The sequence below is a fragment of the Paenibacillus sp. UMB4589-SE434 genome (assembly GCF_030226685.1).
Taxonomy (GTDB): Bacteria; Bacillota; Bacilli; order Paenibacillales; family Paenibacillaceae; genus Paenibacillus_B.
Genome location: NZ_JASOYK010000001.1, coordinates 210,594 through 235,026 on the forward strand (window position 1 = coordinate 210,594; position 24,433 = coordinate 235,026).

Annotated in this window: 20 protein-coding genes and 1 riboswitch; of the genes, 6 read left to right on the plus strand and 14 right to left on the minus strand. The window is 39.5% G+C overall.

Features of this window, described 5'->3' with window-relative positions; all coding sequences use genetic code 11:
• Positions 1 to 137: 137 nt before the first annotated feature.
• The 14 genes from QP775_RS00970 to QP775_RS01035 form a co-directional block, all read right to left on the minus strand.
• Positions 138 to 680, minus strand: coding sequence for a hypothetical protein (locus tag QP775_RS00970; RefSeq protein ID WP_285102882.1), 543 nt, complete (start codon positions 678 to 680; stop codon positions 138 to 140).
• Between the two features lie 19 nt (positions 681 to 699).
• Positions 700 to 1,854, minus strand: coding sequence for a hypothetical protein (locus tag QP775_RS00975; protein WP_285102884.1), 1,155 nt, complete (start codon positions 1,852 to 1,854; stop codon positions 700 to 702).
• A 44-nt stretch (positions 1,855 to 1,898) separates the two neighbouring features.
• Positions 1,899 to 2,372 carry a PAAR domain-containing protein gene (locus QP775_RS00980; protein WP_285102886.1) on the minus strand — a complete coding sequence of 158 codons (474 nt, stop codon included), beginning with the start codon at positions 2,370 to 2,372 and terminating at the stop codon, positions 1,899 to 1,901.
• Positions 2,373 to 2,405: 33 nt separating this feature from the next.
• Positions 2,406 to 5,930 carry a phage tail spike protein gene (locus tag QP775_RS00985; protein ID WP_285102888.1) on the minus strand — a complete coding sequence of 1,175 codons (3,525 nt, stop codon included), beginning with the start codon at positions 5,928 to 5,930 and terminating at the stop codon, positions 2,406 to 2,408.
• A gap of 17 nt (positions 5,931 to 5,947) precedes the next feature.
• The gene (locus QP775_RS00990; RefSeq protein ID WP_285102890.1) at positions 5,948 to 6,589 is read right to left on the minus strand and encodes a phage tail family protein; all 642 of its coding nucleotides are present in this window, start codon (positions 6,587 to 6,589) and stop codon (positions 5,948 to 5,950) included.
• 4 nt (positions 6,590 to 6,593) lie between these two features.
• The gene (locus tag QP775_RS00995; RefSeq protein WP_285102892.1) at positions 6,594 to 7,229 is read right to left on the minus strand and encodes a hypothetical protein; all 636 of its coding nucleotides are present in this window, start codon (positions 7,227 to 7,229) and stop codon (positions 6,594 to 6,596) included.
• Positions 7,230 to 7,247: 18 nt separating this feature from the next.
• Complete coding sequence (locus QP775_RS01000; protein WP_285102894.1) at positions 7,248 to 7,844, minus strand: distal tail protein Dit; 597 nt, start codon at positions 7,842 to 7,844, stop codon at positions 7,248 to 7,250.
• Between the two features lie 16 nt (positions 7,845 to 7,860).
• Positions 7,861 to 13,404 carry a phage tail tape measure protein gene (locus QP775_RS01005; RefSeq protein ID WP_285102896.1) on the minus strand — a complete coding sequence of 1,848 codons (5,544 nt, stop codon included), beginning with the start codon at positions 13,402 to 13,404 and terminating at the stop codon, positions 7,861 to 7,863.
• Positions 13,405 to 13,594: 190 nt separating this feature from the next.
• Positions 13,595 to 14,104 carry a hypothetical protein gene (locus QP775_RS01010; protein WP_239327173.1) on the minus strand — a complete coding sequence of 170 codons (510 nt, stop codon included), beginning with the start codon at positions 14,102 to 14,104 and terminating at the stop codon, positions 13,595 to 13,597.
• Between the two features lie 76 nt (positions 14,105 to 14,180).
• Complete coding sequence (locus QP775_RS01015) at positions 14,181 to 14,951, minus strand: hypothetical protein (RefSeq protein ID WP_285102899.1); 771 nt, start codon at positions 14,949 to 14,951, stop codon at positions 14,181 to 14,183.
• 38 nt (positions 14,952 to 14,989) lie between these two features.
• The gene (locus tag QP775_RS01020) at positions 14,990 to 15,724 is read right to left on the minus strand and encodes a hypothetical protein (RefSeq protein ID WP_239327175.1); all 735 of its coding nucleotides are present in this window, start codon (positions 15,722 to 15,724) and stop codon (positions 14,990 to 14,992) included.
• 1 nt (position 15,725) lies between these two features.
• Positions 15,726 to 16,184, minus strand: a complete 459-nt coding sequence (locus QP775_RS01025) for a hypothetical protein (protein WP_239327176.1) — start codon at positions 16,182 to 16,184, stop codon at positions 15,726 to 15,728.
• A gap of 280 nt (positions 16,185 to 16,464) precedes the next feature.
• Positions 16,465 to 17,676, minus strand: a complete 1,212-nt coding sequence (locus QP775_RS01030) for a hypothetical protein (protein WP_285102901.1) — start codon at positions 17,674 to 17,676, stop codon at positions 16,465 to 16,467.
• Between the two features lie 98 nt (positions 17,677 to 17,774).
• Positions 17,775 to 17,996, minus strand: a complete 222-nt coding sequence (locus tag QP775_RS01035; RefSeq protein WP_285102903.1) for a hypothetical protein — start codon at positions 17,994 to 17,996, stop codon at positions 17,775 to 17,777.
• A gap of 222 nt (positions 17,997 to 18,218) precedes the next feature.
• On the opposite strand from QP775_RS01035, the gene QP775_RS01040 reads away from it, so the two are divergent.
• The 6 genes from QP775_RS01040 (at position 18,219) to ribE (ending at position 24,404) form a co-directional block, all read left to right on the plus strand.
• The gene (locus QP775_RS01040) at positions 18,219 to 19,541 is read left to right on the plus strand and encodes a DNA sulfur modification protein DndB (protein WP_239327178.1); all 1,323 of its coding nucleotides are present in this window, start codon (positions 18,219 to 18,221) and stop codon (positions 19,539 to 19,541) included.
• A gap of 26 nt (positions 19,542 to 19,567) precedes the next feature.
• On the plus strand, positions 19,568 to 20,539 hold the full coding sequence (locus QP775_RS01045) for a tyrosine-type recombinase/integrase (RefSeq protein WP_239327179.1): 972 nt from the start codon (positions 19,568 to 19,570) through the stop codon (positions 20,537 to 20,539).
• A gap of 136 nt (positions 20,540 to 20,675) precedes the next feature.
• Positions 20,676 to 21,116 carry a hypothetical protein gene (locus QP775_RS01050; protein ID WP_239327180.1) on the plus strand — a complete coding sequence of 147 codons (441 nt, stop codon included), beginning with the start codon at positions 20,676 to 20,678 and terminating at the stop codon, positions 21,114 to 21,116.
• A gap of 442 nt (positions 21,117 to 21,558) precedes the next feature.
• Entirely contained in the window at positions 21,559 to 21,789 is a 231-nt protein-coding gene (locus tag QP775_RS01055; protein ID WP_285102906.1) for a hypothetical protein, read from the plus strand.
• A 127-nt stretch (positions 21,790 to 21,916) separates the two neighbouring features.
• Positions 21,917 to 22,068: riboswitch (FMN riboswitch) on the plus strand.
• Positions 22,069 to 22,593: 525 nt separating this feature from the next.
• Positions 22,594 to 23,718 (plus strand): bifunctional diaminohydroxyphosphoribosylaminopyrimidine deaminase/5-amino-6-(5-phosphoribosylamino)uracil reductase RibD, encoded by a 1,125-nt coding sequence (ribD, locus tag QP775_RS01060; RefSeq protein ID WP_285102908.1) that lies wholly within the window; start codon positions 22,594 to 22,596, stop codon positions 23,716 to 23,718.
• 2 nt (positions 23,719 to 23,720) lie between these two features.
• Entirely contained in the window at positions 23,721 to 24,404 is a 684-nt protein-coding gene (ribE, locus tag QP775_RS01065) for a riboflavin synthase (protein WP_285102910.1), read from the plus strand.
• Positions 24,405 to 24,433 lie beyond the last annotated feature (29 nt).

The following is a 24,433-nucleotide window of genomic DNA, read 5'->3' on the forward strand; positions in this document are numbered from 1 at the left end:
GTGAGATGTTATGTAACAACATAAGTAAAGCAAAAAGGTCTCGAAACGGACGTTTGAAGCGTCGTTTCGAGGCCTATTTTAGTTTCTTGGCTAAACAGCTCTAACGGTAAATTTACAGATTAGCTATTGTTTGTGCATTATGAAAAACTATAACTTACACGGAACCGGAAATCTTGTCGGCCTGCGCTGGCGTTCAAGGGTACTTCGGCTTGTAAAGCGACTGTAACATAATTGCCTGCAGCATCAACAGGATCTCCGTTATTATTAACACCCAAAATGTCACCAGCAGCTGGAACGATAGGAGAAGGATAGGCTTTGCCTGTGTAATCTTTGGTGGTTACGCCTTTTGTCCCGATAGGCTTTTCGTAATCTTTCCCAATTAGAGAGGAGGGATCCTTTAGATCGGTTTCTCCGAGGGAATTAACCTGTGCATGGAACCAATTGTTTTTGACAACTTCGACTTCGTTACCAACCGTATCACCCGTTCCGCCCTTCATGTCGCGAGTAGTAATTCTGCAATTTTTAATAAGGGGGACATCGATCGCTTGATTGCGGTTGTTCCAAATATTAAAGGTATATACAGGACCCCAATCACCTGCATCAATAATCCCAAAGTCAACAGGGGCATTCACCTGTGCAGAATGTGTTTCGTTGTACCAAGAAATAATCGGCTTTGCCATAATAATCAAACTCCTTAAGTTATATTTTTATAATCATTTCTACTGTGACATTTTGAATATTTAATCCTTGTTTTACTACATGAAGCCGGAAACAATCGCCAGCATAAACAGTGGTAGGATCCACAACAGCTTGCCCATCGTCATAGTGGCTAAAAGCGTCCAATTGAACGGGGCGGGACATAATATTGTGCCAGTCCTTCATATTCATTGACTTTTCAATTGTGATTTCTGAATCGGTATCACCTGGAACACCACAGATCGCTTTAATGCCAACAATTTCACCTTTAAATGGAAAACGCGCAACAATATTTTGCACCCCCTGAAATAAATAAGAGGGCAGGCAAAATACGATTACACGTTCTTTCGTCTCTAAAGGGATTGATTTTAACTTGCTATGCTCGCTGCTAGACATCAGTCCATCGGCATGTTCATTGACCAGTTGAATATTTTTTCCGAAAATATCAATCGGAACCCAGTCTTTGCCGTCATATCGGTATCGGATGCCATCCTTGTACGTTTGCACCGTCCAGCCCACTTGTGGGTTCAGATGGGTACGCAAGAGCTCTTTCATATCACTTACGGCAGGCTTGAAGAGTAACTTAGTAGAGTCAACGGCATGTATAGCATTGTGAGCTGCATCCATTGCATTCGCAGTGGCTTGGCTGGCTCGATCTGCTGCCATGCTAGCCTTAGCTGAGGCATCATGTGCTTCACGGATCGCCTGCTCAACTTGATCCATAGCCAAATGGGTGTCATTCAGCTTCGTGTGAGCCTCATCAATAATTTCTTGCAATGTCTTCACGACATCAGGGTGTCGTCGTACCATGGCATAAATACGGGAAGCAGGGTAGAGAATGAGCCCTTTCCCTTTGTACTTGCATGAGAAGGTGGCCCCTTCATGCTGAGGGTGAAACTGGATGCTGCCGTTAGCATAGTTAACTAGAAACTGATCGGGCAAAAGAGCGGATGTTTGATTGTACAATTCCTGATTGATCTCGACCATACCATCAATATGTACTTTGTGCTGACTAGAAGGAATTTCAAGCAACGTGATGATCCCGTTAATGACAGGCAGCAGGTCATTGCGATCTGTAAAGGGGTCCTGATTGTTGCCTTTACGCCATACCATAGCAACGGGATCATTTAATTCAAGATAGTGGCGAAGCTCGGACATTTGATTAACACCTCCTTATTTTAGTATTCATATATATTTTACATTTAAGGGATAAACATTTTACTGCTTCCGGTCGCAATCGTCGTTTCTTGGTTGAGATGTGTATTGACGCGGGAGCCGATTTTGGCAACTGCTTTTCCTTGAAAAAATACTTTTGGACTGCCTGAAGTGACACGTCCTTGACCACTCCCATTTGAGGATGGGGAGATGGAAATAATACTTCCTGAAAGGTGAGGATAGGGTGTGGGATCGGCTTGCCACTCTTCCTGAGTAAGGTTATCTACAGTGCATACTGATATATTTTGAACTTTAAGCTTAGCGCTGGACACCACATTTCCATTAATCTTGGCGTTGCTGTAATGATCCTGTTCAGCGAGTATTGGAATACCAGGAATCACAGTTCCATCTGGTAAGGTGACGGAGGCAGTATGGCCCTTAATGTATTTCTCGATATACCTCACATAGTTGATTTTTAGCGCCGTTTCCAATAACGATCCATCTACACATACTCCTGACATAGTTCACCTCCCACTAATAGTAAAAAATGATCATTATTCAAAATCATAACGTTGTGCATTAAATTTCATATTGCGTGCCGCTTTGAACAGGATGTCTCCATCTGCTGTTAGCTGGATTGAAGAGCCGCTGCCATTGGAAATCTCAGCCACACCATTCTCAACCGCTACCCTAAAGCTTTTGCTGTTCAGTTCAATGGAACCTTCGGTCGCTTTTACGTGAATCCCTTTGTCAGTCCAGTCGACGACACGTTCTCTTGCTGTTGCGCTTGCCAAATATTGCAGCTTATAGCCGCCATTGTATTTCGTTTCAACAGCTTTGGCACTGTCATTAGGGCCACCGTCCCCAGCTCCAATAATACGCTTCGGCTCGGCAGTGCCACCGTCGCCGTCAAAGCGGATGCAATGCTTTTCCCACTTTGGATTAAGGATACTTTTCTCAGCAATAATACCCGTATTTTCAGGCGTCAGCATTTCTCGATTCTGATTAGTCCAGTATAAAGGTCTGCCTTGCGGGTCTTTTAGCTGTTCTTTGGCCGAAACTTTGGCGGTAATAAATTTAATCGCATGGTCCTTGATCTCGACGTAATTGACATGAGAACCAACAGGCTCATCCTTCCAAAGCGTATTCACTTTGTTTACGGTAAGATCGCTAATGTATCCGCCCTCGGCGGTTATCATTTTAACGGCAATCATCTCGGAGCTTAATCGGCCAACCCCTTCAATGTCAAAGTTGTTCAAATTAATTTTGCCTGCTTCGCTGTCAATAAGCAGTTTATTCTCGCCGTTTGTGATGATCGCTTTGCGAGTCTTGAGTGTTCCATCCAATGTAACCGAGAAGGGGGCACTCGCAAAATTGAAGCTGCCTGCCCATATGCCTTGCTGTGGATACACACTAAAGGAGCGATCCCCTTGACCAATAAATAAGCTGGAGCCTTCAATATGACCATTTTTGAAAGTCGATTCGGTAATGTCTGCTCGTTTGGCAATCAGCTTGTTCATCCATACAGTACCATAATAATCAGCATGCAATGGAGCATCGGACCAATTTGAGGCACCTAACGAAAGACCCTCATGGTTCACCTTAAATACACGTTCTCCTTCACCAGCCTGGAAATTTCCTTTCATAAAGAGATCCCCATCCAATGAAGTGTAGAGCGTATTTTCATATGAATTGCTGCGTTTGCGTTGAATGATCAGACCGTCTGATTCATTCATAATAACTCGATTTGTAATCTCTTGATTGCATTGAAGCGCAGGGTTGGTCGGATCATGGTAATAACGGTTTAGGAGTATGCCAAACTTGTCTTTTTGCTCGTCATACAAGCCGATTTTCATCACTTCACGTTTGCACTTGTCTGTAATGGTTGCTTTCGCACCTTCGATAAGAAACAAGCCATCATTGTCTCCGATGATGACACGGTTCGAAGTAATAATTTTCCCGAGTACTTGCTCAGCGATCAATCCATCTGGTGTAATAGCAGTTTCGTAACGCAAGCCGCCGGAGCGGGTGAGGCCCAAAGCACCGTGTGTAGCTCGTAAAAAACGTAAAGAATCATGCGGATCGGTAATTGTAATCCCTTTGCGATCGATTGTGACATATTCATTGGAAGCCATATTGATGTCGTTGGTCACTTTATTCCAGAAGTTTGTAAAAAGGTCGTGAATTTCTGAGGAGTCAACGACTGCTTTATCCCATTGCTGCTTGCTGCTGTCTACTGTAGTGGTTGTTTTTTGACTATCATATATAAACTTTTCTATTTTTTTATAATCATCTGAAATCTCTTTGACATTGCTAATCGTCAAGCTGATATCACTATTTTCATAGTTATACGTAATTTCAGAGATACGTGCTTCGATATTGGTGTTTAACTTCTCATATTGAACGGTGACATAATCGCCAAGCACAAGCTTGTCCCAATTATGCTGTTCTTCCAGCAGAGCGAGAAAATTAACGGCACTAATAGAGAAACTGGTCTGCGGACGCTGAAGCTCTTTGAGCTTCTCCCATGCAGCTTTGAGCAGATCCTCCTGATCCACATACTTATCATCAACGAACTCTTTCTCAATCACATAAACATTAAGCTCTTCAAGCTGCTTTTCCGTAAAATGATTGCTGCTGTCCAACTCTTTTTGCAGAAGCGCTATTTTTTGCTTCACCTCAGCTATCAGGGCTTTAGTGCTTTCTAGTTCAGCTTGCTTAGCTCTAATCGCTGCTTGTCTATAGTCCAGGCTATACTTCTCAATCAATTCCTGCTCATTCGAAGCTGTATTGTATTCGTCAAGCGAAATGTTAGCAACCTGAATATATACCTCAGTGGAGCTGTTGCTTGATACGGAGATGGAGGCCGTATTGATATGATGCAGTTTTCCTAAGACAACCCACTGGTTAACAGGTACTGGGTAATTGTTCCCATTTAAGCTTACTGCGCCTGACGATGAAGAAGTTAATTTAATGAAGACAGCATAGGGCAAGTGGGGGGCTAACGAAAACGATGTCGTATTCGATAATGAGTTGTTTAAGTTGTATTTGTCAAAAAACATACGCTTGTCGAATTGTTGATTTAATACAATGTCTGTCGTAGACGCTTCCTTCTGACGATGCTGGTCGAGGTCAGCGGTTTGCTGCGATGCAAGCAGCTCATAGCCACGTCGTTCCTTGAAATAGGTATCAAACACATTTCGCTTTGTCTCTGTGTAGGCAGCATAATCCAGCAATGAATGGCAAAGGGAATCCGACATATAGGAACTTGAGGACAGGACTTGACGATTGGCATCCCGCTGGAAGGGATACATAAAGTAGCTGTAATCCTCGATGTAAGGCTGCCCTGAAGGATTTACGGCATGGATGGAGAGACCTTCATGACCGTATGCCTTAAGCCGTGTTACCATCTCATCAGCTTTTGAATCTTTGTCCAATGTTTTGAGATAGTGGCCGTACGAAAACTTTAACCCTTTGTTGATGCCGAAGAACTCTGGCTTGTGCATGGAGATGGTTCGTTTTACTGTATCCCACTGAATCACTGCATTATAAGTTTCAGCCACATTATAAATGGCATCCAGAACGGTCGTATTTGTAAAGTCGAAAGTGCGGTAGGTTAATTTAAAATCAGCATCTAAATAATCAATCGACCATAGTGTGGATGCCAACAGTTGGGACAACACTTGTTCCGCATGCGAGGATTCTAATGAAACATCTCGGATCAGCTTGTCCTTTAATTCAAATGGGAGCAAGAAGCATTTCACTTCAAAATAACAGCTTCCGCCATCTTCCATTTTTTCATTTATGTTTGAAATAACATATCGTTCGATGCTGTCACCCAACTCAACCTGAATCACATACCTGCCTTTAATCCAATCTGTGTGTCGATTGGGCGTAAGCAGATGGTTGCGGTCGAGATCGTAGGGAATCTTAAAAGATAATTCGTTAAGAGAGGCCAGACGAAGACTTTGATGGATATCATAGGCCTCGGCAATTTTACTAATAAGAGTAAGGTCTGGACGAACCAAAAATAATTGTGGCTGAACAGGTGATTTTAAGTAGTCGATGTCACCTAACAAACGTTTCACCTCCTTTATCAGTGTAGTCGTGTAAATTGATAACGGAATTGGAGTTTAGCGGAGCCTTGCACCCTCAGCACATTTCGTCCTGCTGGCAGCACCAAATACTCGTTGTTAAAGTTAGTATAACGATACGTATTTGGTAAGCTGGTTTGAATTTCTTCACGTTCGTTGTGCACATATAGGTGCTCTTGATCGATCAAATTTTGAAATGAAAATGGTTTGTTTCCATTATTCATATTTAAAAGTGTCAGGTTGCCGTTGCTTTGTTTGGTAATCCATACTTCAGGTCTGCATGCCAAATCTCCTTTATTATTAAACACAAGGACAGGCTCAAGATAGAGTTGCAATTGATGAAAGACTGGAGAAGTCCGATAGTCTTGAGATTCAAATAGAATTCTAAACATAAGTTCAGAACGAGACGACATGAGTGAAGTACGCTCAAAGGGGAGTGGTGCTCCATTTGTGCAAATATACCAATCAGACCAGTCTTGTTGCTGTAATTGACGTGTACGTACCTGGACAGTTATCGCATCCTCTGTAGATGAGTCGGCCTGCCAAGATATTTTACTTATGAGATCATCGCCGCTCATGTTAAGTTGAATAGGCTCTGTTATATACGTTCCTCTTAAATGACAGACAGTTAACCAATTCGACATATCATCACCCAATCATGCCAAAAGGTTTAAAGGAAGCAGCCACTCCACGTTCTGCCCACTTTGCAACCTTGAGACTAATCCACACGGCAGTATTGTCATAGACGCTGGCACCATTAATGGAGCTCCAGACAGGTTCTTTAGAACCGCTTTCGCCATCTTTGACACAAACATAGAAACGTCCAATGTCTGTTGTTGGAAATACAATATTATCCTTATAGTACAGAGTGGAAGGCTGCCAAGTAGAAGCTCCTCTTGTATCCTGAACTTCTGCAAGATCGGTAGTAGGAAAAACGGGTTCAAGCACCCCCGTATAGCCTGCCTGAATGCATTCATACACATGACCGTTATCAGTAGTAGGGACAACATAGGAATGTAGATCATGGAGTGTAGTAGGTTTCCATGACTTGGCTGCTCTCCCTTCCCGAGTGTTGATCCAGCCAGCGGGTTTGCCAGTAGCAGGTGCAGTATTCCATATGCGAGCAGCCAGTGGCCAAACACCATCTAGCGGAGCCAGGGAACTACTCTTCTCAGCTAAATGATCCAGTTTTTCAAAGTTGGTACCCAAATCCTGCATTGTTTGATAAATCTCGTCTGTGTAATCGGGCTTTGTTAAGCCAATATGCTGCGTAATTGTTGACATCTCAATACCTCACTTTGTTTACGGAATGTCCGACCACTTTGTTGGTGGTGCATATTGCTGCCATGTCGGTTTGCTAGGATCAAGCACAAGATGCCCTTGTGCATTGAGTATGATGCCTTCACGTTGACCTTTGTCAAAGGTGTCGATGGTTTGTTCATACGTTCGATCTTGAAACTCGTATATTTGTGATGTATATACGGGTGAATATGAGTAGGGGGAACTACAACGAAAAGTAAGCGTCACATATCCTTCATTCATACCGTTATGCAGTAGTGTAGGATCATCAACTACGATGGCGTAGAAGATACGTTCAGGGTCTGTTGAGAAGCTGAGCTCCTTGTAATAATCAACTTCTGTCAGCCATTTGGTTACTTCTCTTATTTTGGAGGTGTCCCAGCCCTCTTCAAAGGCAAACGTCAAATGGAACTTTAGAGGCTCTTTTTGTATCGTTTGAAAATAGGGCTTATCACGTCCAGCAATCCGAAATTCAGCAATAGTTCGGGTGGGTGCAAATGCTTCTTCCAGCAAACCACCACTAACATTTACATTTACGATACCAAACGTTTGACTGGATATTCCATTATATGTGAAATACTCTGCATTTCTTATCGTCATAATAGGAAAAAGGAGGCTAAAGCCCTCTTTTAAACTCAACTCCCTTCGCTTTAAGTCCGTTGATAATAGAGGAGAATACGTCATCACCATTCTTCTGAGCAAAGTTTCCTTGTACGGACACATGCAAGTTTTCAATTACATTTCCGCTTGTGGCTAGACTAGGGAACTTAAATGATCGAATTGAGTCCATCATATGACGAGTGACATCAATGATTTTAAGGAGGTTAAACGTATCGGTTTTATTTAAAATGAGTTCCTTTTCATGTGCAAGCAAGTACTTTCCGCCGCTTCCCCAGGCTGGTGTCATCCCGCCTGTCTCCGCGGTGAACGGAGCTTTTCCCCTCAGCTGACTATATGGCAGGTCAGGGAATTTATATGCTGCCCGATAGTCGTCATTCTCTTGCCGAAGCTCATTAATTCTAACCTTATTTTTACCTTTATCCTTTATGATCAGGCCTTCTGCCTCTTGTTTGTTAGCGAGGTATTTATTCCAGGCTGTATTAACATCCTTATTGGATGGATTTACAGGTGCTGTTGAAGATTGATTTCCGGTTGCAGGCGGTACGTTTCCAGCCTGGTTAGAGTTCCCGTAGTCGGACAAGTCTTGTGCGAACTGACCGCGAAGATGATCAGCCATTTGTTGACCTACAAGCGCACTATTCGTCTTTAGAAACTCAAAAAATTTATCATATTCGGTTCGCATATCTGCTATGCCCTGATTAAATACAACTTTATCTTGACTCATGAGCTGCTGTTTTAAGGTGGAGAAGAGAATTTCCTTTTCCATGAGCAGTTTATGCTTTTCTTCAATTGCTGTTTTTTCTTTTTCAAGTCCTTTTATTTTGTCATTATGAAGGTTGTTTTCTAGTTCTTTCTCTTTGTCAAGCGTCGTTTTAAGATCATCTAATTGGTCTTGTAGTCCTTGTTTACGGAGATCGCGTTCTCGACTTTGTTTGAATTTGTTTATTTCATCATCTTTTGCATTTAATTCCTCTTGTAGTGTTTTGCGCTTTGCTTTTGCCTCCAAGGAATTATCAAGATCCAGCAAATGGAGCTTGTCCTGAACGGCTTGACGCTCATCCACCATTTTTTTCAGAGAAGCATCATAATCTTCGGTTTGATTGGAGCGGTCAAAAGATTTTAATTGAGCATTAATATAATCTTCGTTTCGTTTTTGAAGATCGTCCAGAAGTTTGATTTTTTTGTCGTGTTTCTCTTTTTCAAGCCGTATTTCTTCGTCCTTCGCCTTGATCTGCATTTCCTTATGCTTATCCAGCATTTTTTTGTAATTATCAATGATGGCATTGGCGTTGTCGGTACGAATCTTGAGTTCCTCGTCATTCATATCAACGAGTTTCTTATTGACGTTTTTTTGTTCTTCTTGCAGCGATTCCAGCTTGGCCTGACGTTGATATGTATCTTGAAGGGAAGCGCCTTTTTTCTTTAAATTTTGTTGAACCAGCTTGATTTCATCTTCTATTTTTTTCTGCTCATTAATTAGAGTCGTTTTGATATCAGTAGTAATTTTAGCAGCTTGCTTTTTCTCTTCATCGGTGTCAATTGTACCTAACAAGCTTTTTTTGTACTCTAATTCAGATAGCTGCTTTTGGTAGCCATTTAATAATGCATCAGCTTGTTGTTTTCCGGATTCCTCAGCTTTGGACACGAGCTCAGATTCTACGTTTTGCTTGGCACTCCTCAGAGTCTGTGCATAAATTTCATTCGCACTTCTAGCTTCTGCGGATGCTTTTGGATTGTTGATTATACGCTGAGCCTTATATAACTCATCATTTATTTTCTTTTGTTGCAGGGCTAGTTCAGAAACGATTTCTGCAGAGTAAGCTGCAAGCAGCTTTTTCTCGGCATTTGTATTGATTTCGCCTAACAGTGATATTTTATACTGGCTTTTGGCTATTTTTCGTTCACTGCTGCTTTTGATTTGCTCGAGCCCTTTGTTAAGTGTATCTGCTAAATTCATGCTTGCTTGCTGAAGTTGAGATTTTGTATTGTTTATTTTATCGGTCAAATCTACATACTGCTGCACTTGCTGTTCCAACTTTTCCATTGCTTCAGGGTTTGAGCTTTTGGCCAACTTATTAAGTTTGTCGGCAACATTATCAACAACTTGCCCTTTTGACAATAATCCTTTATCCGTTAATGTCTTCTTTAGCGATGCTTGCTCTTGTACTTGAGAAGTATGCAATTTCTTCAAGGAATCGATTAAGCGATGATGAATGTTAATACGAGCGTTAAGTAGTTTCTCGTAATTCTGGCCTTTAGCGATCGCGGTTTCGATCGCTTGGTTGTTGGCTTCAAGTGAGGCAGTATGATTTTTTATATCTTCTTCGTTTTGATCTAACTTAAGTTTAGATTCAAATTTTGCTTCGTTAGCTGATGTCGATCCGCTGTTAGATGAACCGGATGGCTTACTTGATGGTGATCCCCCATTAATTGTAGATTCGATGGCACCTAGTGCATTCATATACGCGATATTTTCACGAATACCTTTTTGATTTTCGAGTAGTGTATTTTTGTTATTTAGAGCTGCTGCTTTAATTTTTTCACTGTACTCAGGGGGAAGAGAATTTACAGCATTAGAGTTTAAAACATGGTCTTCAAAAAGCAATTTTCCAGTTACTTCGTCCATTAGATTTTTAGCATCTTTTACATTATTAATGGCTTGTATTTCAATGCCATACATTTCTAATCTACTTCTAATATTATTCAGAGTGATTAATGAAGCGGTCTTCTCATTTTTTATATCATCTTTTACTTTTTTTGATTTTTCTTTACTTAGATCGGATATAGCATGTTGTTCAATTTTCCAGCCATCAGCGGTTTTGTAAATATTACTTGCAAGTTCAGGATACTGTATGATGAGGTCATACATTGCATCCGATGACATTGATTGGCCCGAGGCCATATCAGATAAAACACCGTTCAGCTTTCTAATATCCGATACATTGTCTTTAATCTTGTCATTAAAACTAGAAGTTCGATCCTCTAGACTCAAGAGAGAATCTGAAACATGATTAGTACCCTTATTGAAATTGGAAAAATTTATTTTTTTGATTTCGTTCCTAAAACCTCGGATGGAGTCTTCATTAAGATTCAGAGTTGCAGGTATTTTCTCAAAAACAGATATTGCTTCTTCGATAGATGTAATATTTTGCTGCTGAAATACATCAAAAATACTCCGGAAATCAGAATCGGAAATGTTTACATTATTTACTGCTGCAACTTGAGCTAACGCACCAGTGAGCAAACGGGTGCTTTCAGTAACTTTTTCCCCTTTAGCTGCATAACCATCGATAAATGCTTGCAGTTCAGCGCTTTTGCCTGCTTCAGCTATGACAACGGAATCACCAAATTCCTTATTCGCGGTGATCATTTTTTCATTTGCCTGTTTAACTTCAGATGCGAGCTGTTCCCCTAATCTTGCTATACCGGCTTGAGCAGTTTGTTTATTGGGATCAAATTTGACCGAGGAAAATAGGTTGTTGGAGAAATAATTATTTTCATTACTAATAATCTCTTTATTGTCTCTTTTACGTATAAATTCCGCATGTTTTTTCGCGGCATCTTCATATTCTAGCCTAGCAGACTCTTTTTTGTCTCTTTTGTTAGCAATATCCTTATCAATACTGGATTTATTGCTTTCATACTCCAGCATCGCCGATTCCCTTTGAAGACGGATCTCTTCTTCCATTAACGTGAGTTTTTGCTTGATGGCTTGAGAGTTGAGATCATAAGCATTTGCTTGGTTGCTAACCGAATCGATCGAAATGCCGTATTGGGCATTTAGCTCACTTTCTATTGCAGAGATGCGTAGTTTGTCTTGAGAAGTTTTACCCTGCACCTCAGACAATTTTTGATACTCCTCTGAAAGCTGCTTGAGATGGGTCGTATCACTAATGGTCTTATTGACCTCATCCATCGAGTTTTTGAATTGCTCCGTGATATCCTTGGCTCCGCCAAACTTATCCATGAGCGAGCTTGCAAGTGTTCCAACTAATACTAACGCTAATCCTACGCCTGTTGAAGCTAGCAGTGACTTTATGGACAGACCCAAGGTTCGGAGCGCACCGGACAATCCGGTGACACCTGCCGTAGCTGCAGTAGTTGCAGGAGCAATCCCGAATAGGCCTGCAATCATAATGGCATTGCTGGCAATGGCTTGTCTAAACATAACATACAATATGCCAATTGCTGAAGTAACACCCACTATTAAGACAGGCAGGGTACCAAACGTATTGGTGAGCCATACGAGGCCGCTACCTAAGCCAGTTAGGATATTAACAAGTACAACTAATGAATCGGTTACAAAAGCTTCACCGACTTTCAGTGCTAGCTCTTGCCAGGCTGTACGTAATCGCTCTGTTCTGGCTTGTAAGGAGTCCATATATTGCGCATTTTCGCCCATTGCCGAGCCGTGGGAACGATATGCATGGCCTGAAGCATCTATTGCCACTTGATAATTGCTCATTAAGGCTGAGAATTGTTTAAACTGTTCTTTGCCTGCAATCGTAACACCTAAATTTTGTTTTGTACTGTTACTTAAGGTGTTCCATTTTTGAGCTAGTTCGCCTAGTATAGCCGAAGCAGATTTCATGGTTCCGTTGGTGCTGTCTATAACTTGAATGCCTACCTGCTGCAACAAGGTCGAGGAACTGCCAAGAGTTGTAATTTGGCTGTAAATTGTTTTTAGTCCTTCACCGATCGAATCGCCTGACTCTCGTGTCACATCATGGATAGCCGTTGTATGCCCGAGTAACTCCTGTATACTTACGCCATACTGTCTAGCTTGTTCGCCTGCTGATCCTAGAGATGCCGAGAGATTTTGTGCTGAGATCGCATATTCGTTATCCACCGCGTTGAGCTGATCTACGATTTTAATGCTTTGACCTGCCTGAATATTAAAGGCATTCATAGCAGTAGTGATCGTATCTATAGCCTGATCAGCAGATAAGTTAGTCACGTTTTGTGCGAGTCCAACCGATTGGGTAAGTGCCATCACCTGAGGGCCTTCATAACCTGAGCCGGCTATTTGTGCCGACTGCTCGACAACTGAGCTGATCGACATGCCTAATTGCTTACTTAAGGCAATGGATTCGGACAACATACGGTTAAAGTTAGTGTCTTCATTCATTACTTTTTTCAGCTGTGTCATTTTAGAATCGACTTCCATCACGGTTGCGGAAATCGCGAGCAGGGGAGCCTGAAGAAAGGACAGCGATTGAGCAAATTGTTTTACGTGTTCGGCCTTCCCTGACAAAAACTGCTTAAAGGTTGTGTTTAAGGCAGGATTGTCAGCAGTGACAGCTAATCTGCGCATTTCTTGCTCTACATTGCTGATTGCCTGTTGATAATTTCCTGCTGAACTTGTGTTTCGCAGCTTGGCGTTTAAGCTCTCGATATGACGAGCATAATGGTCATCTGATCCAATTCGGTTATTAAGCTCTGCCAACTTTGCAGCAAGCTCTTCTCTTGAACGGAGGTATTCTTGTTCTCTTCTTCTATTTTCCTGGAGGGCATTTTCATGAATTCTTGCGCTAACCATCCCATTATCACTCCTTTCTGTGTCATTTGAAGAGACGTGTTACGACTGCGAAGGCTGTTCCTCATCTATTAGGGGATGAGCGAATATGTAGCGTAGTTCATACATGGCATCTTGCTCTGTGAAGCCTTCGACCGGAGTGCGATTTAAAAACTGTAATACATTTTTCACCATATGTTCGGATAGTTCATACCTAGGCATTTTTTTTACCTCGCTTCGTAACTGCTGGCCCCTCAGGTTTGGATGAAGATGCTTCCGTATTATTGATTTCATTAAGTTTTTCTTCAATCGCATGATTGATGAGCTTTAATGTTTCGTCGATATCCTTATACACTATGCCTAGTTGTGCCGGATCAAATGACTCCAGAATCTTGTTGGTATAGTTACCGTCATTGAGCGTATAGAGCATATCTAATAATCCATCATAACCTTTTACATCTGCTTTAATTGAAGTAAAGTATTTAACGACTAACATCGTCTGAATCGCAAAAAGAGTCGGAGCATCCAGCTTTTTCTTTTGTTCCATTGCATCAGAGAGCACGTCGATAAGCTCGGTTTTGAGCTTCGTTATTTTAGAAGGACGTAGAACAAGATCAACATCAATCTTGGTTCCATTTTCAAATGTTAATACTGTTGTATTTTTATATTTTTCAGCAGCTTCTTTTTTTACTTGTGCGAGTGATAAGTTACGGATTTGGGCCATCAGACAAATTCTCCTTTACGGGGTGATTTGAAATAAAAAGAGGCAAAATATATATTTTGCCTCTTTAATAGTTAGATTATTCTTCGAGCAAATCAATGACAACCATTGCAGTTGAACTAGAATCTTTTAAGACTTCTGTACTAAAGGTAAATGGAGTAGGGTCACCAGTTGCTGCCATGTTAATATTAAAGTTAGGCAGTACTTTAAGCTTAGGAATGGTAAAGACGGCAGGAACGTCTACACCATCCTCGTTGCGCCACAGTGTCTCACCCTCAAGTGTGTATGTACCAGGGAACACATCAGATGCAATCGTAATGCTTTTTGCTGATACAGGTGCATCTAAATAATAATCAGCGATTACGATATCGCCTTCTTTGATGCTTGCACCAGTCAATACAACCTTAGTAACTGCAGGAGTACCAGTTGTGGTTACTGCAGCTGTAAGCTTTTCACCAATAGCAGCTCCATCCGCTGATTTGTAGAAGAAAGATTTAACATCAACGTTAGCAGTTGGTGCAGTTGCTAATTTTACAGACAAGTCAGTGCCATCTTTTTGCACACGCAGCACTTCTTTTTTATGGACAGGTTTGGATGCAGCTGTAAATTTGGAACCAGTCAACACTTCAAGTCCTTCTTTGGAGATCAGTGTATCCTCCATATTCATCGTAATTTCTTTTTCACTATCCCAGCCGATAAGCTTAGCGTTACCACGGCCGCCACGTGCATATACAGTCGTTCCTTTTGTCTCCAGTGCACTTGTTTTCAATGATTCTAAGTAAACAACGGGTTCCTGTGTTTTAACGTCTTTTAATACCACATTACAAATCTCACGTACTCCATAGCGCATAAATAAATCCTCCTAGTTTATATTGTCAAATATATATTTTATATTTTTGACATCCAATGTTTGATATTGATATGATTTGAGTCTGCTCCGTGGAGCAGTGCTTGAATATTAATTTCGTACTCGTCAATCATCTTCATACGATTAAATTGATCATTAAACTGAAACATATTTAAATCAAATACATTGAACAGATTAATGCCGTTGGCATTCGATACAAGGATTGAAATGAGATCCAGCAAGGTTAGCTGTTCATCATTGGAAGATGATTTTTTTAATTCTTGTATCTTCTTTTTGTTGGCCAGCATTTTTTGCTGAATCAATCGTGCTCGTTCATTAAGTGGACGAAATTGCTCATCTTCCATATGGCGATGAATGCAATTCTGAACGCGTATCACTTGCAACATATCCTCTAGCGAGGAGTAGGGGAGAGAAACATCTCCCAGACGTATTACATCTTCATGCAGATCAAGCTTATCTGTATCCGTAAAATAACGAATGCTGTCTACTATTAAGTCAACATATTCATATTGATGACTCATACGCATTAATTGCAGAAGCGTAATGTCTGAAGGGAGCTCTTTCATAACTTGGGGCGGAAAGACATCCTCTTTTTGTACAGTCAAAATACCTAGATTACGGTTGTATGTCTCATATCCGTCCTCTATAATACTTTTTAAATTTTTAGGAATAATTTCAATTCCATGGATGAAATAAGGGAGATTTGCAATTGTCTTAAGTCGGATAACTTCAATTAGGTTATTGTTAATTGTCATTTTAATAGAAATCCCATATTTTATATGATACATATAAATCTATGTAACCTGATTTTAATGCCAATTCATCCATCCGATTAAATTCAAGCTTGCCCATTCCCAGGCCTGTCTGCCCATTCATCAACTCATCAATCAGACTAATGATATAATCAGTACGCAGTGCACCATAATCTGTCTTCATGAGATCTTTATGTACAAGGGTATGGATATAAAGCAATCCTGATGAGAATGTTGAGTTTACCAACTTCATGTTTTTGAAGCTTACCGTTAGATACGAAGCAGGGCTTGTAGTGCTGTCTATAGGATGTTGATAAGGGAATACATTGTGATAGAGCAGCTGCGAAGCACTAATGTCAGGCTTATCAAGAAAATTGGAATCGTTATAGAATAGAGCTTTACGCAATTCTTGATGAGCCAGTATGTTATTTACGATGGCTTCTTTTTTCTGAATCCAGTTCATTCGACTGTGCATGTTATGCAACACCTTTAATGTAAGTGAATAGGGGATGTAGCATCAGTACACCTCTTTCATACCTTTCGTGACCATGTACAGAGTATGTTACGATGTTATAAAACTAAGTAAATCCATAAATACACATCACTCACTTCACCTCCTTTCAAGTTAATTAAAATGCATAATTTATTTTTTTAAGGATCAACATATGTTTCATTCTTTATTGTCTACTGTTTTACCTTCTCATATCTATATAGGGTCTTTCTCATTTTTTTGACCAAAATAATTATCGAAGCGATAAATAATGCTTTCTTATGCTTTGTTTATATGTAATAGCAAGCCTTTCTGATATTTTATCGATATACCTTTTTATTTGTCTCGTTGTATATAGCCTGCCCTGAGTTGCACTGACCTGTGCAGATGCTCGTTCAATAATTTCATATTTAGGATTAATCGTAAATGAACTCAATTTCTTTTCTGTTTTTAACATATCATTTATATTATCATTATTTATTTTATAAAACTTAGCTTCATTAATATATGATTTGTATGCATAACTTAAATCAAGCTGTAGTACGTTATGCAGTATAGTGCGTTCTATTGTTGATAGCTTAGCTGAATTAACAAGTTGAATAAAATCTCGTAAAATTTCAAACATCATTTCATTTACCTTGCCTTCATACAAAGTACTAAGCTCAGCAAATTGATATATTAGCCCTTTAACATGTTCAGTTTTACGCAAATCAATTTTGTTTTCACTAATATGGATATATTCATCGTTATGTAAATAACCTGTATCCTCAGTCCAGCAATACATGGTTCGGCCATTGGAGACACCAAAAGAAAATGAACCTCGGATCATTTCATTCATAAGAAACATTTCGTACTTCAAATCGCCGATAAGTCTTGTCACTTTTCTTCTTGCTAATTGATTTGCTAGCGTAGCTTTAGATTTTTCTAGATTGTTAATATTCAGATGAATTTGTTGTAGATATATGGATTTTTTGATTTCTTTCATACTTACTTTTCGATCCTGCAATGCTTTCTTTTTTGACTTGCGGTAAAGAGTGGCTTGTTGCGTAGTCTCATTTAAGTCGTCAAGTGCTTTCTCACGCAATAAATTGTTAGATTTTTTATTATTAGTCAAAGTAGGATAGGTTAATTTCAAATCACTAACTTCGTTAGCTTCAATTTGCTGCTTATGCGACTCGTTTTTATAGTCAGTAAATAACAGATAGTCGGCTACTTGTTCAAGGAGCTGAGAAAATCCATCACCTTCGGAAATTTGTTGTGTTTTCCCTTTGACTTGTTTCTTAGCAAATTGCTCTGTTAAAGAATAATCAGACAACCAGGAGTGTTCAGACAAAATTGACTCCAGATATTGAATCCGTTCATCTGAATAATGCAAAGAGTAATCAAGTGCTTGTTTCATTTCTTTTATTAATTCATATTTCCCTTTGTTATTTATATCGTATTCTTTGTATTTTACATTTAACATAATGAAGCCTCTTTTCTTTTCCGATGTGATATGGCTGCAATATAACAAAAGTATATAAAAAAAGTCAACCTGCTATGCGCTAACATAGCAGGTTATCGTTAAGGTTGTGTAGTTATCCGATCCCAACAGAAATCAAATTCGTCAGCTATGATGAGGTGACACTTTCCTGATTTAGTATGTACGTCCATTTCAACTTTCAGTGTATTTGCATTATTTAAAATAGCATAAGCTTTGGCAATTGCATTCTCTTGAGATACAGAATTCACCTTTAACATTAAAGGGAAAACTACCGTACCGTGTACATAGCAGCATTGGCTCATTCCAATTCATCTCCTAAACGGGTAATATCGTGGGCATCTGGCGTACATTTATTTTACATCATAAATTAGAAAATATCAAACATATGTTCGTATTTATTTTGATTAACTTTTTATGGTTTTTTAGAGAAAAAGGTTTTATTTATTTAAATCGTATTTGTATAATTTCCACTTTAAGTGATATAATAGACATTAAACTTATACATAAGCAAAGGAGAAACAAGCATGACTATTGAATTAGTAGACGCGCTCTCATCTGTGTTATCAGATGTCGTTAAGAATAAAGAACTGCAGCGGGATATTGATAATCGTTTATATGAAGGATATAATTTTCCTCGTTCCACATTTATTGAGATTCTAGTTAACAATGAAATATTAGATTCATTGCCAGAAGAAGAGATTATCGTCATTATGAATACTGTTTATGAAGTAACTAATGATGATAGAATGAATCCCCAACATCATTTCAAGCCTCGGGATATTAAGAAAGCTTTGTCTTATTTTAGGGAAGATGAGCTTCAGGCTGCATATCCTTATACTTTACAAAATGTGATCTCTGCGCCTACTGGGAGAGACTACGTTACAATTATGAGCTTTAAAGAGTTAAGAGCATTATGGGAATCTAAGATTATTACGTATAACTTTAGTACTCAACGATTGTCGAAGAAGAAAGTCAGGAAAGATGGTGAAATAGTTGAAAAGCCTGACGTCAATCTTAAAAGTGTCAAAAATATATCGCGACTGATGGTAGAGGGAAAGTATAAAGCGGACACGATATTATTGAATATTTTAGTCGATGGTCACGATGATATACAATATAATGATGGCAAACTGACAATTCAAGAAGGAACGACAGTAAATCTAATAGATGGCATGCATAGAGTCCAGGCGATATTAAATGTGCTTGAAGAGGATCCTCAGTATGAAGGATTTATTAATGTCTCGATTAAGCATTATCCGCTGCAGGAGGCACAATTTTTATTAGGTCAGATTAACACAGTTAATCGTTTTGACAAAACATTAGTAAAGCACTATATGGCTGAAAGTATTGGCTCTCAAGTTACGAAAGAGCTTATGAATATTCCAGAATTGAGAAAACGAGTTTCTATAAAAACTACTCTGGATAAAAAGATGAATTATTTAACTAATTTTTCTATTTTATCGGAGTCAATAGAAAGTATTTTTCAACCTCAAAATAATAAAGACCGGTATGATATTACAGAAGTTCTGACTAAATTTTTTGGTTATCTCATTCCTGCTTTTGAGGAAGAGTTTTTAACCCATACAAAGGAAGTTGCCAAAACGAGTTGGGTAAATCACCATAATACGTTTGTTGGGTACATTGTCATTGCAAAGAAACTCTTTGATAAATACGGTAAAGATTATCCGGTGGATGAGATTGTGCGGATAGTGAATGGTATTAACTTATCTAAAGTAGATTCCGATTATAATGATTTGATGACAACACAAGGGAAAGTGAACTCTAACAAAATTAAAAGGCAAATAAGAGAATTTTTTGAGCATTGTGTTGATAAATTATTAGCCTAATACCTTTATGATGGACGGTGACGAACATGGCTAACATTGTATACGAAGATCGATTATACAATGAGAAGACAAAGCTGGCATTTATGTCTGAGTATGCTGAATCAACTCAAAAAATACTTTCGAGGCTGTTTAAGGTATCGCAGACATTAGAATTCGATTTGGATAAAGATTTATTTGAGTTTAATCGTGAACAGCTTAGGCGATTATTTTTTTTGTATCTTCCCAAAACTGCCTATTCTTCAAAGGCAAATGTGACCTGGGTCTCAAAATATATTGATTGGGCATTAGAAGAAGGATATTTGGATGGTTTAAATCCTTTGGATGGAACCGCTAAAGAGTGGAAAGAACAGTTCGTCATGAAGTCATTAAAGAAATATTGGACAGCCAAAGAACTGGACAAAATTATTAATAAATGTGTGAATGCTCAAGATGCAGTGCTTATTAGTCTTCTTTTTAATGGAGTGAGAGGAACTGCGAATAGTGAAATCCTAAATTTGCAAAAGAGTGATATTTTATTTAGTACCAATCAGCTGAGTTTAAGAGATGATGATGGCACATCGAGAATAATTACAGTTTCTGATGCTTGTATAAGTCTGTGCGAGAAGGCTTTAAGAGAAAGTGAATATGAGAAGAAAAATGGAAACGCAAGTAAAGATATCAAGTCTCCTACTGCTGCCTTAGTTTCCAATGATTTTGTGGTGAAAACTGCCTTTACTCGAACAGAACATTTTCATGAGGCAGAGAAAAACATTGTGCATAGACGACTGTCCGTTATAGGCGAGGAAATCAATGAACCTAATTTTACACCGTTTAATATTTGTTACTCAGGAATGCTTGCATTAGCAAAGGATCTTTTTTTGCAGTCAGGTGAATTAGGTGATCATGAATATGAGGTTGTGTTTAGGCAATTTCAAGAGAAGTCTGATCAGTCCATTTATCGTATTAAAGCCGAATTTCTGAATCTGACTCAATTAAAAGAGTTATATAAAATATCCTAGTTCAAGCTAGGATATTTTATATTGACTATTAAAAATAAAATATGGTAGTATTGTGATTAAAATGGAAATGATATTTAATAACAAGGTGGATGACTTTTTATTGCAAATCATTACATATATGTAGGGGGAAATAAGTTTGGTAAGTGACAGCGAGATTAGCAAACAACAGCGATTTATAGCCTCAATCATGATAATTTGTGGATTGAATAAAAGCGATCCTTTAATTAAGAAGCTACAATTTTTAATTCGAGACGAACAAGATGTTCAACAATGGATTTTACTTTTTAATGGTAATATCGACGATGTCGTATCTACTACTGATGATTTTCGTGATTGGAAGTTAAGAAATGAGATGATTAGCTTAAAGGATTTTTTAGATTTAGCGCAGAATGATTTAAAAAATGCAATGGACGGATTATTTTATGAGGAAAATGAGGAATGGATTATGGAAAAACTTTATATTAAACTTGAAAATAACGAAATCAGTTTAGAAAAAATATACTACTTGCTAAATAATGATGCCTGGTATAACAGTTTGAGGAAAATAGTTAAAGCAAACTGGTTAATTGATATATAAAATATGAATAAATGATCAAATATAGTTTTAAAAAATTATAAGTTTAGTTTAAAACATAACTTTAAATTCGTGGTATGATCAATTTAGAAAATAAAGAATTTAAAGGTGATACATATATGAAGACAGTGGATGACATTTTGAACTATTACAAACAAAACGCAAATACTAAGTCTGAAGCAGAACATGAGGAGCCTAAATACAATATTGAAAAGAGTGATGAAATTGAGTGTACAACTGAAATGCGATATCACTGTAGAAGTAAAGTTTGATTTAGATGATACAATTGTATTGTACGAAATATTAAATAAATGTTTAGAGCATGTATACATGCCAGATTCTGATTTTAACTTAACTTCAGCTGAATATTTATTAATTACTACACTAAGTAATAAAATAAAAAATGAAAAAATAATAAGTTACATATAAATTATAGGAGGGTAACATGTCACAACATAAAATATACACGAAGATCAGAAATGAACAGAATGAGACCATTTTTTTAACTTTTAGAGATGAGAAATCACTTGATCAATATCTTTATAAAAATAAAAAATCAATTATATTATACAAATCTAATAATAGACCGATGAACAAAGATTTAATTCCCTCTTCCTCCTTGTACTTCAGCTTAGTTGATTATGTTGCTGGTCACTATGCTGGAAAGAGAGCATAATTTTTTTGGAATTGACTTGCAAAGTTAAGGTACATATAACTTAGATAATCAAGAGGGGGGATGGTCTTGATTTTTTGTTGACAGGGTGATAATCTCATAAAGTAAGCAATTTAATAGCAATAACTGTACAAACCTTCAGGGCAGGGTGCAATTCCCGACCGGCGGTGTTGAATAAGCATAGCTTATTCTCAGTCCGTGACCCGTAAGAGGATAACCTCAAGCGGTGGATCTGGTGAGACTCCAGAGCCGACAGTATAGTCTGGATGGGAGAAGGGAGTCAGGATGCAGTTTTATAATAGGGGACAGTCGTATTCTCTTCAAGCGAATACATCTGAGCAGCCTTTTATTTAGCTGTGCAACGTGTTTTTTTTCACAAAAAGAATAGAGGATGCTTCCCTATTTCATTTTGTATGGAAGTTTATATTGTTGTAACCTTTGTGTCGCTCTTTGTTAGGGATTAGAGCTTTCTTTTGTTCTATTCTCTAGGAGACAGATAAGGTGACATTAATCCTTATGTCCATGTTTTGAGGCTGGACTTCTTTATTGTGGGAGAGAATACGTGCCTGAGTCTATATATTTCCTATGCGCCCTTCGGAGGTTATCCGGAGGGCTTTTTGTTTTTCATTCTTTCGTGCAGTGTTAACAAGTGGATGGAGAGGGAGGTCGTACATGAATGCCACTGTTCATGGAATCCTAAGAGCTAACGGCTGATGTGGCGAGTTGGCAGATCTTAGTTTAGTGTCAGCTTAGTGTGATTCCATTCCAGATTCAATTCGATGAGCAACTCTAGTCAAGGAGGATGTTATGCACACCGTAATCAACGATGAATTTTATATGAAGCTTGCGATCGAGCTGGCGGAACGGGTAATCGGCCAGACCGGTATCAATCCTGCTGTGGGCTGCGTTATCGTTAATGACGGTCAGATTGTTGGTATGGGAGCGCATCTGAGGCGAGGAGAGGGCCATGCTGAAGTTCATGCCCTGCAGATGGCTGGATCACGTGCGGAGGGTGGTACTGCCTATGTGACACTTGAGCCATGCAGTCATTTCGGCAAGACTCCACCATGCAGCTTGCGTCTAATGGAGGCAGGTGTGAAGCGGGTAGTGGTCGCGTGTACAGATCCCAATCCTGTCGTCGCTGGCAGTGGCTTAACATTGCTGCGCCAACAAGCAATTGAGGTCAAGGTAGGGGTATTAGCACTAGAGGCGTACCGGATTATCGAGAAGTTTGCCAAATACATCACGACAGGATTACCTTATGTCACACTTAAAACGGCGCAGACATTGGACGGCAAGATTGCTACACATGAAGGGCACAGTCAATGGATTACGAATGAGCAGGCAAGGGAAGTAGTGCACACGCTGCGCCATCGCCATCAAGCCATTATGGTAGGCATCGGAACAGTTTTGCAGGATGATCCTTCATTGACGACTCGTTTGTCTGTACAAGGACTGAACCCCATCCGTATGATCGTGGACTCCAAGTTGAGATTGCCACTAAATGCTAAAGTAGTCAGCGACAAGTCGGCCCAGACCTGGGTACTTACCACGATCACAGCAGATCAGGATCGCGCGGCAGCACTTGAACGTAATGGAGTAACGGTTATTCGGATAAATGAAGGAGACCGTGTGGATGTACGTAAGGCGATAGAAGCTTGCGGTCAGCGCGAAATCAGCTCCATCTTATTGGAAGGCGGTGGCCACCTGAATGGTTCTATGTTGGAAGCAGGCTTGATCGATCAAGTGGTTCTTATGATTGCGCCCAAAATAGTAGGGCATAAGGATGCGCCTGGGAGCTTTATTTTCCCAGGACCCGCAAAGATGAGTGATGCTTACTGCTTGGAACAAATAAGCGTGGAGACGCTGGGTGATAATGTTATCATTAGCGGTCTGCCGGTTCGGCAAGAGCAAGAGGGAAGGGAGGAATAGCTGTGTTTACAGGATTGATTGAAGAAATTGGGATGATGCAATCTGTCACAAAGCGTGGAGAGGCGATGGTATTACGTATTAAAGCCTCCAAAGTGCTTGCAGGAATTGGGCTGGGAGATAGCATTGCGGTTAATGGCGTCTGTTTGACAGCTACTTCTTTTGACAACTCGTCGTTCTGCGTTGATGTGATGCCGCAAACTTTTCGACATACGAATCTGAAAGACTTAAGCCCTGGACAGCCCGTTAATTTGGAGCGGGCGATGGCTGCGAATGGGCGGTTCGGGGGTCACATCGTACAAGGACATGTGGATGGGGTTGCAGTCATTACACGACGGACACCGGATGCAAATGCGATTGTGTTTGATTTCCGAACAGAAGAGTCTGATTTGGAGCGGTATTTGATTCCAAAAGGCTCTATTACAATTGATGGCATCAGTCTGACGCTTGTTCGGGCAAACGAGGACGGCTTTGCGGTATCGATTATTCCGCATACATTAGCACAGACTGCTCTAGAGAAAAAGCAGCCTGGTGATACGGTGAATATCGAATGTGACATTCTTGGTAAATATGTGGAGCATCTGCTTCGTTATGGTTCAGGAATAGGGGGTCATAATACTTCTAATACATCTGTCGCCAAGCCATCTACTATTAGTACTGCTTTCTTAGCTGAAAATGGATTTATCTGATTCCATAATGAAAATACACAACACCCGTT